Origin of the sequence: Aeromonas sp. 6P (assembly GCF_051919525.1) — a bacterium.
GTDB lineage: Bacteria > Pseudomonadota > Gammaproteobacteria > Enterobacterales > Aeromonadaceae > Aeromonas > Aeromonas veronii.
Window position 1 is genome coordinate 1,644,940 of the sequence record NZ_JBQBEO010000002.1, and the last position, 16,068, is coordinate 1,661,007.

11 protein-coding genes, 1 tRNA gene and 2 pseudogenes are annotated in these 16,068 nt (G+C 58.9%); 10 read left to right on the forward strand and 4 right to left on the reverse strand.

The genetic code is table 11. The features are described from left to right. Positions 1-38 precede the first annotated feature (38 nt). From aceB to ACTG2J_RS07855, 3 genes are all read right to left on the reverse strand, one after another. The gene (aceB, locus tag ACTG2J_RS07845; protein WP_113738720.1) at positions 39-1,646 is read right to left on the reverse strand and encodes a malate synthase A; all 1,608 of its coding nucleotides are present in this window, start codon (positions 1,644-1,646) and stop codon (positions 39-41) included. 688 nt (positions 1,647-2,334) lie between these two features. After that, positions 2,335-2,475 (reverse strand): hypothetical protein, encoded by a 141-nt coding sequence (locus tag ACTG2J_RS07850; protein ID WP_005334106.1) that lies wholly within the window; start codon positions 2,473-2,475, stop codon positions 2,335-2,337. Positions 2,476-2,698: 223 nt separating this feature from the next. After that, a tRNA-Pro gene (locus ACTG2J_RS07855) sits at positions 2,699-2,775 on the reverse strand. A gap of 249 nt (positions 2,776-3,024) precedes the next feature. Here ACTG2J_RS07855 and tadA point away from each other — a divergent pair. The 9 genes and pseudogenes from tadA (at position 3,025) to ACTG2J_RS07900 (ending at position 14,135) form a co-directional block, all read left to right on the forward strand. Further along, on the forward strand, positions 3,025-3,570 hold the full coding sequence (gene tadA / locus ACTG2J_RS07860; RefSeq protein ID WP_265177488.1) for a tRNA adenosine(34) deaminase TadA: 546 nt from the start codon (positions 3,025-3,027) through the stop codon (positions 3,568-3,570). Positions 3,571-3,774: 204 nt separating this feature from the next. Next, positions 3,775-6,012 carry an ABC transporter permease subunit gene (locus tag ACTG2J_RS07865; RefSeq protein WP_113738719.1) on the forward strand — a complete coding sequence of 746 codons (2,238 nt, stop codon included), beginning with the start codon at positions 3,775-3,777 and terminating at the stop codon, positions 6,010-6,012. A gap of 32 nt (positions 6,013-6,044) precedes the next feature. Continuing rightward, positions 6,045-7,694: a phosphate ABC transporter permease PstA gene (pstA, locus tag ACTG2J_RS07870; RefSeq protein WP_113738718.1), complete on the forward strand. Its 1,650-nt coding sequence runs from the start codon at positions 6,045-6,047 to the stop codon at positions 7,692-7,694. A gap of 133 nt (positions 7,695-7,827) precedes the next feature. Next, positions 7,828-8,646 carry a phosphate ABC transporter ATP-binding protein PstB gene (gene pstB / locus ACTG2J_RS07875; RefSeq protein ID WP_439997345.1) on the forward strand — a complete coding sequence of 273 codons (819 nt, stop codon included), beginning with the start codon at positions 7,828-7,830 and terminating at the stop codon, positions 8,644-8,646. Between the two features lie 85 nt (positions 8,647-8,731). Then, positions 8,732-9,442, forward strand: coding sequence for a phosphate signaling complex protein PhoU (gene phoU, locus ACTG2J_RS07880; RefSeq protein ID WP_005334097.1), 711 nt, complete (start codon positions 8,732-8,734; stop codon positions 9,440-9,442). A gap of 190 nt (positions 9,443-9,632) precedes the next feature. Then, a pseudogene (locus ACTG2J_RS07885) lies at positions 9,633-10,950 on the forward strand (hemolysin family protein). Between the two features lie 28 nt (positions 10,951-10,978). Beyond that, positions 10,979-11,515 (forward strand): hypothetical protein, encoded by a 537-nt coding sequence (locus ACTG2J_RS07890; RefSeq protein ID WP_100654823.1) that lies wholly within the window; start codon positions 10,979-10,981, stop codon positions 11,513-11,515. Positions 11,516-11,808: 293 nt separating this feature from the next. Next, entirely contained in the window at positions 11,809-12,711 is a 903-nt protein-coding gene (locus ACTG2J_RS07895; RefSeq protein WP_257687750.1) for a homocysteine S-methyltransferase family protein, read from the forward strand. Between the two features lie 9 nt (positions 12,712-12,720). Then, positions 12,721-14,135: pseudogene (locus ACTG2J_RS07900) on the forward strand (basic amino acid/polyamine antiporter). Between the two features lie 111 nt (positions 14,136-14,246). Here ACTG2J_RS07900 and ACTG2J_RS07905 read toward each other — a convergent pair. Beyond that, positions 14,247-15,086: a sterol desaturase family protein gene (locus tag ACTG2J_RS07905; RefSeq protein WP_439997346.1), complete on the reverse strand. Its 840-nt coding sequence runs from the start codon at positions 15,084-15,086 to the stop codon at positions 14,247-14,249. Positions 15,087-15,254: 168 nt separating this feature from the next. Between ACTG2J_RS07905 and ACTG2J_RS07910 the strand changes: the two genes are divergently transcribed. Further along, positions 15,255-16,046 (forward strand): substrate-binding periplasmic protein, encoded by a 792-nt coding sequence (locus tag ACTG2J_RS07910; RefSeq protein ID WP_439997347.1) that lies wholly within the window; start codon positions 15,255-15,257, stop codon positions 16,044-16,046. Positions 16,047-16,068 lie beyond the last annotated feature (22 nt).

A 16,068-nucleotide genomic window follows, 5' to 3' on the forward strand; every position in this document is an offset into this window, starting at 1 on the left:
TGACTTGTTATTGGCGAGCCCCGCTGGGGGCCCGTGATTCAGAGCCGCTCGTAACCGGGCAGCGTCAGAAAATCGATCAGGGTGTCGGCGCAGGTGATCTCTTCCATCAGCTCGCTTGCCTCGGCAAAGCGTCCTGCCTGCCAGCGTGCTGTGCCCACCTCGGCTTTGACCACCTTCAGCTCCTCGGCCAGCATCTGGCGGAACAGCGCCTTGGTCACTACCTTGCCATTAGACAGGCTCTTGCCGTGGCGGATCCACTGCCAGATGGAGGTGCGGGAGATCTCGGCGGTGGCGGCATCTTCCATCAGACCGTAGATGGGGACGCAGCCGTTGCCGTTGATCCAAGCCTCCAGATATTGCAGGGCAACCCGGATATTGGTGCGCATCCCCGCCTCGGTGCGCTCGCCCTCACAGGGGGCCAGCAGGTCGGTGGCGGTGATGGGGGCATCTTGCTCGCGCAGTACGCCTATCTGGTTCTTGGCACCCGCCGCAATGGTGGCGTTGAACACCGCCATGGCGGTATCAGCGAGGCCAGGGTGGGCGACCCAGGTACCGTCGTGGCCGTTGTTGGCTTCGCGCTCCTTGTCGGCCTTGACCTTGGCGAAGACCTGCTCGTTGACGGCCGCGTCCTTGGCCGGAATAAAGGCAGCCATACCGCCCATCGCCAGCGCACCGCGCTTGTGACAGGTCTTGATCAGCAGCCGCGAGTAGGCGGAGAGGAACGGCTTGTCCATGGTCACCACCTGACGGTCGGGCAGGACCCGATCCGGATGGTTCTTCAAGGTTTTGATATAGCTGAAGATGTAGTCCCAGCGGCCGCAGTTCAGCGCAACGATGTGATCCTTCATCTGATAGAGCAGCTCATCCATTTCGAATACGGCTGGCAGGGTTTCAATCAGCACGGTGGCCTTAATGGTGCCACGGGGCAGACCGAACTTGTCCTCGGTCCAGGCGAATACTTCGCTCCACCAGCGCCCTTCCAGATGGCTCTGCAACTTGGGCACGTAGAAGTAGGGGCCCGAGCCTTTGGCCAGCAGCGCCTGATAGTTGTGCAGGAAGTAGAGGGCAAAATCGAACAGACCGCCGGGGATGGGCTCGCCATCGAAGGTGACATGTTTTTCCGGCAGGTGCAGACCGCGCACCCGGCAGATGAGGACGGCCGGATCGGCGTTCAGGGTATAAGCCTTTCCTTCCGGACTGGTGTAAGAGATGGTGCCGTTGACCGCATCGCGCAGGTTGATTTGGCCCTCGATCACCTTGTTCCAGGCGGGGGCCAGTGAGTCCTCGAAGTCCGCCATGAACACCTTGACGTTGGCGTTGAGGGCGTTGATCACCATCTTGCGCTCGACCGGGCCGGTGATCTCCACACGGCGGTCTTGCAGGTCGGCGGGAATGCCGCGAATGGTCCAGTCACCTTCACGGATGTGGGCGGTTTCCGGCAGGAAGTCCGGCAGCTCGCCGCCATCGATACGGGCCTGGCGTGCCACACGTTGTTTCAGCAATTCCCCTCTTTGGGGAGCAAAACGTTCCACCAGTTCGGAGACCAGAGCCACCGCGTCCGGCGTCAGAATTTGCGCGTATTCGGGCAGCATCTCGCCCTGGATGCGAAGGCGGGCGCTGCAGTGGGTCTGAGCCGGTGCCGACATAAGGTTCACTCCTTTGAGAATTACATTTTGAACTTACTAACTACGACTAAAGTCGAATCCCTGTTCCTGAAACGTTCCCGCAACAACGGGGTAACACGATTGATAAGGTGCGAAATATTGTTGAGTACGTCAACAGTTTTTTTTAAACACCTGTTTTTTGGATATGATTAAGTTGATGTTTTTTATTGCTTTATTTGGTTGGTGTAAAAGCTCTACACAGATGGTTATGCTCCTGCTTTTTCCCATCGGACAACGGCTAATTTGGGCCGTTACCCTGCCCCTCATTTTGTAACTTATTACGTAATAAAATTACAAATGCAAAAACAAATCCCGACCTAACTCCAGGCTTTGCCAAAACAGCTGTATAAATTGCGTTTGAATGTGGCAATGAATGTTTTGCTATTGCTAGACCCAGTTGGTGAACGTGCGTTTTAAACTTGGTGTGGTGATGCAGGCTCTGTTGGCACCAGCGGTTGCAACGATGGAAAGTGAAGCGCAATAACGTAGGTTTGTATCAATTGTCGGGGGGGATGCTGGAGAGGAAAGGGGGAGACGCATCAGTCAATAATACTGTCATCCTTGATAGAATTAGCAGTTTGTCGTTTTTTGCAGATTTCTCGCCAAGGGTGTGAAACTGAGTGTGTTGAACAGGCGATGCCCCAGTGATTGAGCGGCCATCTGGCCGGGCTCAATAGTCATCATCCGGTTCGGCAAGATCGATCACATCCAGCTGAATGACCTGTTCATTTTCGCTTTCGGTGTGGCAAGGGGTGTCGTGAGGAACGGAATAAAGCGTAATGGCGGGTGCGAAATCGGTGTTCTGGTTCATGCCTGGTCCTGTGTTGCACGCAAGCCGGACAGTGATCCCTTCACTCGTGTTTCCACCTCCCTGTGTTGTCTACCGGCGGAAAGTTGCGCATCTTAATGAGTTCGGCAAAAAGATTCAAGTGGTTCTGAGTGTTTTTTGTTCTTGGTAGGCTGGCGTTGTCAGGAGGATAAATCGGAGGCAAAAAAATAGCCCAGTCGTTTGACTGGGCTATTCTCGGGGAAAATGGTCGGTGTGAGAGGATTCGAACCTCCGACCCTCTACACCCCATGCAGATGCGCTACCTGGCTGCGCTACACACCGACGGAGTCAGACTCGGCTGACGGGGAGGAAGTCTAATAGCATGGCCAAACGGGTGCAACTCCTTTTTTATCATAGAGATGCTGATTGCTTCTTTATTGCTCAGTCGGGATGCGGCTTGGGTCTGACGTGCAGATTTGGCATAATCGCCGCCCTGTCACCGCGAGCTCTCATGCCTGCTATCTATGGAATTATCTGACAGATGTGGATAGCTGGAATGCAAACAGCACAATTGAACAATATAAAGAGGGGATGGGCGTGAAACCATCAGAGGTCCCAGAGACACCGAGTCAAACCGAGCAGGACGAACAGTGGATGCGCCATGCCATGGCATTGGCCGCCCGGGCCGAAGGGATTGGCGAGATCCCGGTCGGTGCCGTACTGGTGCTGGATGGTCAGGCGGTGGGAGAGGGGTGGAACCGCTCCATCAGCGAACACGATGCCTGTGCCCATGCCGAGGTGATGGCAATCCGGGCGGCGGGCAAGCAGCTGGCGAACTACCGCCTGCTCGACACCACTCTTTATGTGACGCTGGAGCCCTGCTGTATGTGTGCCGGTGCGCTGATCCATAGCCGGGTCAAGCGGGTGGTTTACGGCGCCCGAGATCTCAAGACCGGTGCCGCGGGGTCGGTGTTCGAGATCTTGCAGGACCCGCGCCACAACCACAGTGTCGAGCTGACCGGTGGTGTGCTGGCCGATGCCTGCTCGGCTCAGTTGTCGGCCTTCTTCAAGCGCCGCCGCGCCGAGAAAAAGGCGGCCAAACTGGCGTTGCAACAATCAAACGATACCCTTTCCTGAATCATTCGGGGGCAGCGCAGGCTGCCCTTGCTGATCACCATCATAAATATCCCTTTATAAACAATATATTGCGTTCACCCGCCTTCGAAAGGATCCCCGCTCATTTTTCCGCTAACAACCTCTGTTAAAGCGTTCTCGATGTAACAAAACTGTCATGCAACCGCCATATAATGCCGCGAAGCCTAGCTTACATTGAGGTCTTGCATGTCATCGGAATCGTTAAACCTGGTCATGGCGGGCAGTAGAAAACGCCGGATCAAGGATAAATTGGCCAAATATGGCGTCACCACAGGCGGAGCCCTGGTACTGGTGGCGCTGCTGCTTATCTTCTTTTATCTGCTCTATGTGGTGAAACCCATCTTCAATGGCGCCTCCATGGAGCCGACCGCCTCGTTTACCCTGCCTGCCGCAGGGAAGACCGCCTGGCTCGGCGTGGAAGAGCAGAACGAGATCGGCTATCGCTTCAGCGATAAAGGGCAGGTCAACTTCTTTGCGGTGCAGGGAGATGACAAGATCAAGGTCGGCCAGTCACTGGGTCAGGCCCAGGTTGCTGGTGACATCACCACGGTAGCGACCCCGGCTCCTGGTCAGCGGCTGATCGCCTACGGCTTTGCCGATGGCAAGGCGCAGATCGTCCAGCCAGCGTTCAAGGTCTCCTATCCCAACGATGTGCGGGTGATTGAACCCAGCCTGCAATATCCCTTCGGCGAAGAGCCTGTGGTGATCGACCCGCAAGGGAAGGCGCTGCAACTGATGGTGTTCGAAGCCACCAAGGACAAGATGGCGACCGCCGCCGTGACCGAAGATGGTCGTGGCGTGATGACGGTGATGAGCGGTGAGGAGAACTTCATCTCCGGGGAGATTGAGTGGAGCAGTGAAAACTACACGATTCCCTCCCTGCCGCGCCATGTGGATCAGATGTTGCTGACCCCCAATCTGCGGATCCTGTTCGTGCGCGAGGGCAATCGCCTCTCCGTCTATGACATTCATAACCTGAGCGAAATCTCCCTGCGCAACGTGCTGGAGATCAATGCCCCCAACGCCAATGTGACCCGGGTTCAGCTGCTCTCCGGCGCCTCTTCACTGCTGGTGGGTAATGACAACGGTGTGATTTCTCAGTGGTTCGAAGTGGCGAAGGATGGCAAACGCCAGTTCACCCAAATTCGTGACTTCAAGGGTGATGGCGCGGTAGATCTGCTGACTCCCGAGCACTTTCGCAAAGGCTTCATCAGTGCCGACAAGGACGGCATCATCAGCTTCTTCCACGCCACCGGCGAGACCAAGCTGTTGACCGAGACGGTGGAAGGGGGCGAACTCTCTGCTCTGGCCATCTCCCCCCGTCACAACCTGCTGCTGATGCAGCAAGGGAATACCTTCAAGCTCTTCTCGGTGGAGAACGAGCACCCCGAAGTGACCTGGTCTGCCCTCTGGCAACAGGTGTGGTACGAAGGCTATCCGGAGCCCCAGTATGTGTGGCAATCCACCTCCGCCAGCAATGACTTTGAAGCCAAGCTGAGTTTGGTGCCGCTGGTATTCGGTACGCTGAAAGCCTCTTTCTACGCCATGGTGTTTGCTGTGCCGCTCGGCGTGGCCGGTGCCATCTATACCGCCTACTTCATGTCGGCGGGGCTGCGCAAATACGTCAAGCCGACGGTCGAGATCATGGCGGCGCTGCCGACCGTTATCCTGGGCTTCCTGGCGGGTCTGTGGTTGGCGCCGATCATCGAGGGGGCGCTGCCCGGGGTGATCCTGCTACTGGTATTGCTGCCGATGGGGATGCTGCTGACTGCACTGCTCTGGAACTATCTGCCGGAGCGCGGCAAGTCCTTGCTGCCGGAGGGGTGGCACGCCATCCTGCTGATCCCGGTGCTGCTGCTGATTGGCTGGGGGGCCTTCGCCCTGAGCCCGCTCATCGAGAATGCTTTTATGCACGGCGATTCGCGCATCTGGCTGACTCACGAAATGGGCATCAAGTTTGACCAGCGCAACTCGCTGGTGGTCGGTATCGCCATGGGCTTTGCGGTCATCCCCACCATCTTCTCCATCGCTGAAGATGCGGTCTTCTCGGTGCCCAAGCACCTGACCCAAGGCTCGCTGGCGCTGGGGGCCACCCCGTGGCAGACCCTGAGCCGGGTGGTGATCCTCACCGCGAGCCCGGGCATCTTCTCTGCGGTGATGATGGGCCTCGGCCGCGCCGTGGGCGAGACCATGATCGTGCTGATGGCTACCGGCAACACCCCCATCATGGACTTCTCCATGTTCCAGGGGCTGCGCACCCTCGCCGCCAACATCGCGGTGGAGATGCCGGAATCGGAAGTGGGCAGTTCCCACTATCGGGTACTGTTCCTCGCGGCCTTCGTCCTGTTTGTGTTCACCTTTTTGTTCAACACCCTGGCCGAGTTTGTCCGTCAGCGGTTGCGTGAAAAATACAGCTCGATGTAAGGGGCGACTCTGTAATGGACAAGGAATCGACAATGGGTAAGTGGTTTAAATCAGGGGCCCCCTGGATCTGGATGACCGGCGGTGCCGTCAGCCTGAGTCTGGTGGCGGTACTGGGTCTGCTGCTGCTGATCGGCTGGCGTGGTCTGGTCTACTTCTGGCCGCACCCCATCTATGAGTGGCAGCTGGAAGACGCCAGCGGCAACAAGAGCGTACTGATCGGCGAGATCAACGATCGCGAGCAGGTACCGGTGGAGCGACTGCGCGCTGCAGGTCTGCCATTGGAAGGGGAAGAGCGCGAGCTGCTGACCCGCTATCTGGTCAAGACCGGCAACCGTGAGTTCGTTGACCTCGATTTTCGCTGGGTGCTGGAGACGGACATCAAGTCCCAGAGTCAGCCGGCTGAGCTGGCCATGGTTGAGCGTGCCACCAACGGCAACTTCTATGGCTATATCGTCGGGGTGAAAGAGGATGGCCGCGAGCTCACCTCTGATCTGCATCCTGCCCTGCAGCGGGTGCTGGCGCGAGCCAATGCCCTTTCAGAACAGGCCAACGATCTGCAAAAAGGGGACATCGGCAGCATCAACTATCAACTGGAGCGGCTGCGCCTGAAAGAGCGCAAGGCCGAGTTGGATGACAAGCTGACCGAGCAGCTCAAAGCCGAACTGGCCAGCGAGCGTCAGGCTCTCAACGATCGCTATCAGGTGCTGGAAAAAGAGCTCTTCTCCTTGCGTAGCCAAGCGGACCGCGACGCCATTACCGTCAAGGATATGCGTGGCGAGCTGGTGACCATGCCGATGTCCAAGGTACTGGACGTGGTATGGCCCAACGACATGAGCCTGCTTGCCAAGGTGGGTCACTGGTTCCACCAGATCGGCAAGTTCGTCTCTGACGATCCCCGTGAAGCCAACACCGAGGGCGGGGTGTTCCCGGCTATCTTCGGCACTGTGTTCATGGTCTTCCTGATGGCGATCATCGTGACCCCGCTGGGGGTGGTGGCGGCAGTCTACCTGCACGAATACGCGGGCAAGAACAGTCTGACCAAGATCATCCGCATTGCGGTGATCAACCTGGCGGGCGTGCCTTCCATCGTCTACGGCGTGTTTGGTCTGGGCTTCTTCGTTTACACCCTGGGGGGCAGCATCGACCGCCTCTTCTACCCGGAAGCGCTGCCGAGCCCCACCTTTGGCTCACCCGGCGTGATCTGGTCGGCGCTGACCCTGGCTATCCTGACCCTGCCGGTGGTGATTGTCTCCACCGAAGAGGGGCTGGCGCGGATCCCGAGCACCATCCGTCAGGGCTCGCTGGCACTGGGTGCCACCCAGGCCGAGACCCTGTGGCGCATCGTGCTGCCGATGGCGAGCCCGGCCATCATGACCGGCCTTATTCTGGCGATTGCCCGTGCAGCCGGTGAAGTGGCGCCGCTGATGCTGGTGGGGGTGGTGAAACTGGCGCCGACCCTGCCGATGGATGGCAACTTCCCGTATCTGCATGTGGAGCGCAAGTTCATGCACCTGGGCTTCCACATCTATGACGTCGGCTTCCAGAGCCCCAACGTCGAAGCGGCCCGCCCGCTGGTCTACGCCACCTCCTTCCTGCTGGTGACGGTGATCGTGGGTCTGAACCTGACCGCTATCGGTATTCGTAACCACTTGCGCGAGAAATTCCGGTCGCTGGAGCATTAATCCGGCGCCGCTTGAGTGATACAAGAGTGAGATAACAGAGGGGCGGCCGAGCGCGAGCCGCCATCTCTCTGCACCAATACGTGAGGGTCGCCGGCAGCAGTTCGGCCACTCCAGATAGATTTTGAGGTAACAGATGATCAACGTAACGACCACGTCTACCCAGCACACCGCGCTGGACCTGCTCAACCTGACCCCGGAGCAGACCGCACTGGAGGTGAAGGATCTCAACCTGTACTACGGCAGCAAGCAGGCGTTGTTCAACGTCAACATGAAGATCCCCAAAGGGCAGGTGACCGCCTTTATCGGCCCGTCAGGCTGTGGCAAATCGACCCTGCTGCGCTGCATCAACCGGATGAACGATCTGGTGGAGATCTGCCGCATCGAGGGGGAAATCCAGCTGCACGGCCACAACATCTATGACAAGAGCGTCGATGTTTCCGCCCTGCGCCGTCAGGTGGGCATGGTGTTCCAGCGCCCGAACCCGTTTCCCAAGTCCATCTACGAGAACGTGGTTTATGGTCTGCGCCTGCAGGGGATCAACGATCGTCGCACTCTGGATGAAGCGGCCGAGCGCTCCCTGCGCGGTGCGGCCTTGTGGGACGAGGTGAAGGATCGTCTGCACGACAACGCCTTCGGTCTCTCTGGTGGTCAGCAGCAGCGTCTGGTGATTGCCCGCGCCATTGCCATCGAGCCGGAAGTGTTGCTGCTCGATCAGCCGACCTCGGCGCTCGACCCCATCTCCACCCTCACCATCGAGGAGCTGATCAACGAGCTCAAGAGCCAGTTCACCGTGGTGATCGTGACCCACAACATGCAACAGGCTGCGCGAGTGTCGGATCAGACCGCCTTCATGTATATGGGCGAGCTTATCGAGTACTCGGATACCAACACCATTTTCACCACCCCGGCCAAGAAAAAAACCGAAGATTACATTACCGGTCGTTACGGCTAAGGAGAGGAGAGGATGAATCTCAGCAAACAGATTGGCAGTCGGTTCAACGGCTAAGGCATAATCGGAGCAATCAAGGATTATTTGTATGGACAATATGAACCTCAATAAACACATCTCCGGTCAGTTCAATGCCGAGCTAGAGAGCGTGCGCAACCAGGTGTTGGTGATGGGCGGTCTGGTAGAGCAGCAGCTCACCGACGCCATTGCGGCGATCCACGATCAGGATCTCGATGCGGCGCGCAAGATCGTGGCCAACGACCACAAGGTCAACGCGATGGAAGTGGCGATCGACGAGGAGTGCACCCGCATCATCGCCAAGCGTCAGCCGACTGCCTCCGACCTACGACTGGTGATGGCCATCATCAAGACCATCACCGATCTGGAGCGCATTGGCGATGTGGCCGACAAGATCGCCCGCATGCTGACCGACAACGCCAACAAGCCGCAGCCGCCGCTGGTGTCGCTGGAGAACATGGGCCGTCGTACTATCAAGATGCTGCACGATGTGCTCGACGCCTTCGCCCGCATGGATCTGGATGCGGCGCTGGCGGTCTACAAGGAAGATGACAAGGTAGACCGCGAGTACGAGTCCATCATTCGCGAGCTGATGACCTACATGATGGAAGATCCCCGCACCATCCCCCAGGTGCTCAACGTGCTGTGGGCGGCGCGGGCCATTGAGCGGGTCGGCGATCGTTGCCAGCACATCTGCGAGTACATTGTCTACTACGTGAAAGGCAAGGATGTGCGCCACACCAAGGCGGACGATCTGGGCACCTTGCTGGGCAAGGGCTAACCGGAAGTGAATAAAAAGGCGCGTGAAGCGCCTTTTTTGTTGCATAACTGGTCGGAGTAAGATAAAGCCCCCAACTGGCTGTTTTCTGATAGAATACTCCCCCTGTGTGAGTCCCGGATGGGCTCACGGTCCGGTCTCCCGGGCCCAGTTTGCCGTCTTGTGCTAAGGCGGGTGTAGCAATAGGTTAATCATGAGTTTTGCCGATAGTTTGTTCTTTTTAATGCTGCTTGTTGGCGGCAGTGTGTTCTTCTCCCTCTCCGAGATCTCTCTCGCCGCGTCTCGCAAAATCAAATTGCAGGTGATGGCGGATGAAGGTAATCGCCAGGCCGAAAAGGTGCTGGCCCTGCAGGCCCAGCCGGGCAACTTTTTCACCGTGGTGCAGATTGGCCTCAATACCGTCGCCATTCTGGGTGGTATCCTGGGTGAGTCTGCCCTCAACCCCGCCATCAAGGGGATTGTCTCCCAGTTCTACCAGGGCCCCTGGCTTGGCGAGATCAGCTCCGGTGCCTCCTTCGTGTTCGTCACCGGCATGTTTATCCTGATCGCCGATCTGATGCCCAAGCGTCTGGCCATGACCATGCCCGAGCAGATTGCCGTGGTGGTGGTGCGTCCCATGCTCTTCTTCGTCACCGTGCTGATGCCGCTGGTGTGGGTCTTCAACGGATTGGCGAACTCCCTGTTCCGTCTGATGCGTGTCTCCACGGTGCGCAACGACGATCACCTCCGACGATATCTATGCGGTGATGGATGCCGGTGCCGAGGCGGGGGTTATCCAGCGCGAGGAGCATCAGCTCATCGAGAACGTATTCGAGTTGCAGTCCCTTGGTGTCACCTCTGCCATGACGGCCCGCGAGAGCCTCATCTACTTCACCCTGCAAGAGAGTGAAGAGAGCATCAAGGCGAAGATCGCCGAACATCCCCACAACAAGTTTCTGGTCTGTGACCACAACCTCGACAGCATCAAGGGCTTTGTCGATGCCAAAGAGTTGCTGATCCGCGTTATCGGCGGCCAGAGCATCGACCTGATCGGTGGCAACCTGGTGCAGAACGTCATCATCATCCCCGATACCCTGAACCTCTATGAGGCGATGGAGTACTTCAAGAATCATCGTGGTGACTTTGCCGTGGTGATGAACGAGTACGCGCTGGTGGTGGGGATTGTCACCATGAACGACCTGATGAGCACCGTCATGGGTGAGTGGGCCACCCACGTGGTGGAAGAGCAGATCGTCCAGCGCGACGAGAACTCCTGGCTGGTGGACGGGGTTACCCCCATCTCCGACGTGATGCGCGCCTTCGATATCGAAGAGTTCCCCGAGAACCAGAACTACGAGACCATCGCCGGCTTTATCATGTATATGCTGCGCAAGATCCCCAAGCGCACTGACTCGGTCAAATACGCCGGTTACAAGTTCGAAGTGGTGGATATCGACAGTTACAAGATTGATCAGCTGCTGGTTACCCGGGTCGAACCGGCTGTGGCCGAGAAGCCTGCTCAGGAATCGTAAAAGGAGCGACATAAGAGTCATGAAGATGATGCAGTCTCATTCCCGTGCGCTGGCCTGTGTCGCGCTCGCCCTGGCACTGGGTGCCTGTAGTCAGAGTGCGCCGCGCAAAGCCACAGTGGCAGCCAAGCCGGTTGCCCCCAAGCCTGCTGTAGTCGTGCCGCAGCCGGATCCCGATGCGGTGGTACAAAGCGGCATGGCCGAACCGAGCCCGGTCTTTGATGAGCAGTATCATGGCCCGGATCAGGGGTCGCTGGAGTCTGTGACTGCCCTGTTTGCCCGTGGCTACATCGAGTCTGCCATGCGCGAGACCATGCTGGCGGCAGTGCACAACGACTATCCGCTGCTCGGCATGCGGGATGTGCGGTTGACCGATCCGGTCTCCAAATTCCTCACCTCCGAGCATGCGGCCACCACGGCCCATGACTACCTCTATGCGGGTGTGCAGCGTCGCCTCGGTCGTCCGCTCAGCCCTGCCCAGTGGGAGCAGATCTGGCGCGGCTTGCCGCAGCAGGGTCGGGTCTCGGACTGGGTCAAGCAGATCAAGCGAGTGCTGGCCGGGCGTTAAGTCGCCAGCGGATCAAGATTGTGATGAGGCCACCTTCGGGTGGCCTCTTGCATTTCTGCGTTTGCCTCGCCGTTTGCACGCTGATTTCTGCTGATACTGATTGCCGCCCGTGGCACTTTGTTTTATCTTGCTTTGGCCGTCTAAACATCTATGTGTTTTTATGGCTGTGTAATAAAAGGGCTTCCCAGGATGAAGCAGGACGATCTGCAGCGATTCGATGCGAAACCGCAGATCAACAAAACAAACAGATAAATACGCAAATAAACAACGCACATAACAAAGAGACACGACAGATGGAAACCAGGGAATTGTGGGTGCTGGATGGGGGCATGGGGCGCGAGCTGGCACGGCGAGGAGCACCGTTTCGTCAACCCGAGTGGTCGGCGCTGGCCTTGATGGAGGCGCCAGAGACGGTGCGTGACGTGCATCAGGCCTATGTGGCTAGCGGTGCCCGGGTCATTACCACCAACAGCTATGCGCTGGTGCCGTTTCATATCGGCGATGAGCGTTTCTTTGCCGACGGGGAGGGGTTGGCAGCGCTGGCTGGTCAGCTGGCCCGAGAGGTGGCTGACGAGCAGAAGGGCGCCGTGCAGGTGGCGGGTTCTCTGCCACCGCTCTTTGGCTCCTACCGTGCCGACCTGTTCAAGGCGGACCGGGTGAGCGAGCTGGCGACGCCGCTTATCCGGGCGCTATCCCCTTATGTGGATATCTGGCTGGCCGAGACCATGAGCCTGATTGCCGAGCCACTGGCTCTGAAAGCGCTGCTGCCGAAAGATGGCAAGCCGTTCTGGGTTTCCTTCACGCTGGAAGATGAGGCGCTGGGCAATGAGCCGACACTGCGCTCCGGCGAGCAGGTGGCTGATGCGGTGACCGCGCTGGTGGCGGCCGGGGTCGATGCCATCCTGTTCAACTGCTGTCAGCCTGAGGTGATTGAGGGGGCCCTCGAGGTGGCCAGCGCCCGATTGCAGGCGCTGGGCCGCGCTGACATTCGCCTCGGTGCCTATGCCAACGCCTTCCCGCCGCAACCCAAGGAGGCCACCGCCAATGATGGGCTGGACGAGATCCGCGCCGATCTGGGGCCGCTGGATTACCTTGGCTGGGCCGAGCGCTGGCGCGCAGCTGGTGCGAACTTGATCGGCGGTTGCTGCGGCATCGGCCCCGAGCATATTCAGGCGCTGAGCAGCCGGTTGCGCTAAGGAGCTTCCATGAAAGAGAGCAAGATTGGGCTCTGGTCCCTCACCGCGCTGGTGTTCAGTTCCATGGTGGGGGCGGGGATTTTTAGCCTGCCCCAGAACATGGCCGAGGTGGCAGGCGCCCGCGCCGTGCTGATCGGCTGGGGCGTGACGGGGGTGGGTATCCTGGCGCTCGCCATGAGTTTTCTCTATCTGTCGCGGTTAAGGCCGGATCTCGACGGCGGTATCTACAGCTACGCCCGCGCCGGTTTTGGCGAGCTGGTGGGATTCTTCTCCGCCTGGGGTTATTGGCTCTGTGCCACCATCGGCGTGGTGGGTTATCTGGTGATCGCCTTTGCGGCGCTGGGCAGCTTTGTCGATACCCCGGAGCAGATCTGGTTTGGTGAGGGAAACACGCTGGCAGCGTTTGTCGGCGAGTCCTGCATCCTCTGGGCGGTGCATCTGCTGGTGGCCCGTGGCGTGCAGCAGGCGGCGCTGTTCAATCTGGTGGCGACTCTGGCCAAGAGCCTGCCACTGCTGCTGTTTATTCTGTTTGCTTGCTACTGGTTCGACCCTGTTACCTTCGCGGCGGATCAGCAGGGCAGCACTCTGGCTGTGCCGGTCTCCGAGCAGGTGCGCAACACCATGCTGATCACCCTCTGGGTCTTCACCGGTATCGAGGGGGCCGCGGTGTTGTCGGCCCGCGCCCGAAACCGGCGGGATGTGGGCACCGCCACCGTACTGGGGGTCGTGTTGGCACTGCTGCTCTATGTGCTTATCTCGGTGCTGGCGCTGGGGATATTGAGTCGGCCCGAGCTCGCAGCGCTGCCCAACCCCTCCATGGCAGGGCTGATGGCCCAGATGACCGGCTCCTGGGGCAAGCTGCTCATCAGCGTCGGCCTTATCGTCTCGGTGCTTGCCTCCTACGTGAGCTGGACCCTCTTCTCGGCGGAGGTGCCGTTCAGCGCAGCCCGCCACGGCGCGTTTCCCGCCATCTTCCGGCGCCAGAACCGCAATGGGACGCCTATCGCATCGCTCTGGCTCACCAGCCTGACGGTGCAGACTTGCCTGCTGCTGGTGTGGCTGCTCGGCAAGGGCTACACCAGCCTGCTGCTTATCTCTACCTCGATGATTTTGGTGCCCTACCTGCTGATCGGTCTGTTCTTGCTCAAGCTCTCGTTCAGCAAGAAGGGTGAGGGCGGGCAGGGCCGCGGTCTGATGCGGGCGGTGGCGCTGGTGTCGAGCGGTTACGGCTTCTGGCTGCTCTATGCCGCCGGGGGGAGTATCTGCTGCTGTCGTTGTTGCTCTACGGGCCGGGTCTGCTGCTGTTTCTCTACAGCCGCCGTCAGCTGGGCGCAGATCTTTGCCTGAGCGGTCGCGAGCGGCTGTTGGCCGGAGTGACCTTGCTGAGCCTGATTCCCGCCGTCTGGTCGTTCGCCCATCTGTGACATCGAAGATGTGACTGACCATAAAAGAGAGCGCCACTGTGGCGCTCTCTTGTTATCAGGGACTGGTTATCAGGGGCTTGCTATCCGGGAGTTGCGATTCGGGGCGAAGGCTCAGCGGCTGGCAGGTCCGGCCGGATTGCCAAACAGCACCGCGAGTTTTTGTCGCCAAGGCAGGCCACGGGCGTCGCGCAGCATGTCGCGCCACTCATGGAATGTGAGGGTGAGGGGGTTGAAGCTGTGGATCGGTTTGGTGATGCCAAAGCGGCACGGTTCGGCCGGGTCTTCTTCCACAAAGGTGCCAAACAGCCGATCCCAGATGATCAGCACCCCGGCGAAGTTGCGGTCTATGTACTTGGCGTTGCTGGCGTGGTGCACCCTATGGTGGGAGGGGGTGTTGAAGATCCACTCAAGCCGGCCGAGTTTGCCCACCACCTGGGTGTGGACGAAGAACTGAAAGCCCAGGCTCAGTAGCACGGTGACGACCACCGCTTCTGGCGGGAAGCCGATGACAATCATCGGGATCCAGAACAGCCACATGCCGGAGACCGGATACATCAGGCTCTGGCGAAAGGCGGTGGAGAGATTGAGCCGCTCCGAGCTGTGATGCACCACGTGGGAGGCCCACAACCAGCGCACATGGTGGCTAGTGAAGTGGAACAGCCAGTAGCAGAGATCCTGCAGCAGGAACAGCAGTAGCACGCTCCAGAAGGTGAGCTCGATATCGAATAGCCGCCAGCCCCAGAGGGTGTCATACAGATAAACGATGGCGATGGCCGCCAGTGCATCGCCCCCCTGATGCATCAGGGCCAGCGCTGCGTTGGCGAACAGATCCCGCCACTGGTAGGTGGCAGTGGGAAAGGCGGTGCCATGTTTGCGCAGGTAGAGCATCTCCCAGCCGATAAAGGCCAGAAAAATCGGGGAGAGGTAGAGCAGGAGCAGTTGCACATCCATAAGCGGCCATCCATTCAGAGCAATTGCTCTCCAGCATAAAGGATGGTTTTAATATTTCATTAACATTTTTCTGCCAACGAAGAGATGGCATGAAATATGGCGCGGCAGCAGAGGAAGGCGCGGCGGATGGCTATGCTTGATGCAGGCTTTTTCAGGAGGTGCTGGCTTATGCGCGTCTGGTGTTGCTTGTTGCTGGGGTTGTGCATGATGGCGCACGCCAAGACCCAGGTCGAGATCCTCGCGGATGCCGCCTATCCCCCCTACTCCTGGCAGGAGGGGGAGGAGGTCAGGGGGATCTATGCCGACATCATCCGCGAGGTGACCTCTGCTATGCCTGACTATGAGGTGGTGCTCAAGCCTATGCCGTGGCGGCGCGGTCTGAGCATGGTGGAGCAGGGGGCTGCCTTCGCCATTTTTCCACCTTACTACATGCCCGATACCCGCCCTTACATGTGGCCCTACTCCCAGCCGATGCTGGATGAAGAGCTGGTGGTGATGTGCGGCGCCAGTGTGGCGGCCAATACCCCGCAGGCCAGGTTTCCGCTCGACTATCACGGTTTGCGCTTTGGTATGAACGCCGGTTTTGCCGTCGGCGGCGATGCCTTTTGGCAGGCGGTAAAAGAGAAGCAGATCGACGTGGAGGAGGTGAAAAGCAATCGGGAGAACCTGCTCAAGATTGTCCGCGGCCGGGTCGATTGCACCATCAATGATCGCCTCTCCCTGCTCTATGAGTTGCTCAACATGATAAAGGCCGATCAGCTGGCGGTGGCCGATATGTCCCTGCTCAAACAGGGGCCGGTGCTCAGCAAGGAGCAGGGGTTTCTCGGCTATAGCCGCAAGGGGGAGTACCCCTACAAACAGGCCTTTATCGACCAGTTTGACAAGGAGCTCTATCAGCTCAAAAAACGTGACGGGGTGAAAGTGATCGTGGAGCGCTATCTGGGAAAGTCCCCGCGCTGAGCCGATGAGATGGGCACTCGGG